2 protein-coding genes are annotated in these 1,846 nt (G+C 56.4%); one reads left to right on the forward strand and one right to left on the reverse strand.

Translation table 11 applies throughout. The annotated features are described in order from the left end of the window. Positions 1–1,083: MATE family efflux transporter (locus B3Z49_RS09735; protein ID WP_296990397.1), on the forward strand; the 1,083-nt coding region annotated here is incomplete at its 5' end. Between the two features lie 117 nt (positions 1,084–1,200). Here B3Z49_RS09735 and B3Z49_RS09740 read toward each other — a convergent pair. Beyond that, on the reverse strand, positions 1,201–1,680 hold the full coding sequence (locus B3Z49_RS09740; RefSeq protein WP_008891470.1) for an Lrp/AsnC family transcriptional regulator: 480 nt from the start codon (positions 1,678–1,680) through the stop codon (positions 1,201–1,203). Positions 1,681–1,846: the final 166 nt, after the last annotated feature.

Consider the following 1,846-nt stretch of genomic DNA (forward strand, 5'->3'; position numbering starts at 1 on the left):
CCAAATGGCGTGCGTGCGGTATTTGCCCGCGCGGCCCTGATTGCCGTGGTTGCCGGTTTGGCGGTGATGGTGTTGCAATGGCCGATCATTGAACTGGCGATGAGCCTGATTGCGCCGACACCGGCGGTCGAGGCCGCCGCGCGCGATTATTTCCATGTCCGGATCTGGGCGTCGCCTGCGACGCTGATGCAATATTGCATGCTGGGCTGGTTGCTGGCCATGCGTGACAGCCGGGCAGTGTTTATTTTTCAGGTGGTTCTCAATTCGCTGAACATCATCCTTGATATCCTGTTTGTGCAAGGGTTCGGCTGGGACGTGCGCGGGGTGGCGGGTGCCACGGTGATTGCCGATTATTCGGGCGTTGTGTTGGGCTGGTTCCTGATGCAGCCACATCTGAAAAGACTGGGTGGGACCTGGCGCGGGATTGGTCTTTTTGATCGCGCGCAACTGGCCCGGTTGATGAAGATTAATGGCGATATCTTTATCCGCACCATGGCGCTGACATCGGCCTTTGCACTGTTTACCAGTTTCTCCGCCCGGTTTGGCGAGGTGACGCTTGCCGCCAATGCGGTTTTGCAAAACTTCCTGATGTTCGGGTCATTTGCACTTGATGGTTTTGCCCATGCGGCAGAAACCCTTGTCGGGCAGGCCTATGGCGCGGAAAAGCGCAAACAGTTCCTTTGGGCGGTGCGCAAGACGACCGTCTGGGGGATTGTTTCTGCCGTGGTGATGGCAGCCCTGTTTGCTGCATCGGGGCCGTGGATCATTGATGCCCTGACCAGCATTCCGGAGGTCCGCGCAGCATCCTATGAATATCTGCTGTGGGCGGTGGTATTGCCGATTACCGGTGTATTGGGCTTTCAGTTTGACGGGGTGTTTCTGGGCGCGATGCAAACCAAGCATTGGCGCAACATGATGTTGCTGTCAGTCGCGATCTATGCCGGTTTTGCCTGGTGGGCCGTGGTGATGGGCAGCAACCATTTTCTATGGGCTGCGTTTAACGGCTTCTTCCTGCTGCGCGGGCTGACACTGGCGGTGCTGTTCCCGACGATCATTCCCAAGCCGCGTCAGGCTTTGGCTTGATGTCGTAACGAAAAAGCGAGGGGAGCTTGTTGATCGAGGTCCCCGCTTTCGCGGGGATGACGGTGGCAGATTTGGTTATTTCGCTGTCACTTCGTGATGGCAGGCATTGATCCGATGTTAGTCGGCGTCAGCAACCGGCAGGGTGGTACTGTTTTTGACTTCGTGCAGGGTGAAGCTTGATTTCATGTTGGCGACACCGGGCAGCTTCATCATGACTTCGGACAGGAAGCGCTGATAGGCGGCCGGGTCTGGCACCACGATGCGCATCATATAATCCTGATTGCCGACCATGGCATAGCAATCAACGATTTCCGGGTGTTCCTGCACGGCCGTTTCAAAGCGGCGGAGCGACGGCTCGTCATGCTGGGTCAGCGATACGGTGACAAAGACATTCACACCAAGGCGAAGATGAGCCGGGTCCAAAAGGGCGACATATTTGCGGATGACGCCACTTTCTTCGAGCTTGCGCAGACGCCGCAGGCAGGGGGAAACGGACAGGCCGACCTTGTCAGCCAGTTCGACCATGGAGATTCGACCGTCTTCCTGAATTTCACGAAGAATTTTGCGATCAATTGCGTCGAAACCGTTGCGCGCCATAGCGTGCCACACTCCTTTGGACGATAAGATAACGGGCCGAAATTCGCCCGGAGAACCGTATTTTCGGAAGGGTGGATTTTGCCAAATTCCCGACCGGGCGTACATAATTTCTGCTGCGCGATAAGCCATGACTTCGCGTTTCTGTCAATCTTTGCGTCGCCAAACG

Origin of the sequence: Thalassospira sp. UBA1131 (assembly GCF_002311515.1) — a bacterium.
Classification (GTDB): domain Bacteria; phylum Pseudomonadota; class Alphaproteobacteria; order Rhodospirillales; family Thalassospiraceae; genus Thalassospira.

Coding starts and splice junctions, on each gene's coding strand:
- B3Z49_RS09740 (WP_008891470.1), bottom strand. CDS start 1,680: ATGGCGCGCAACGGTTTCGACGCAATTGATCGCAAAATTCTTCGTGAA.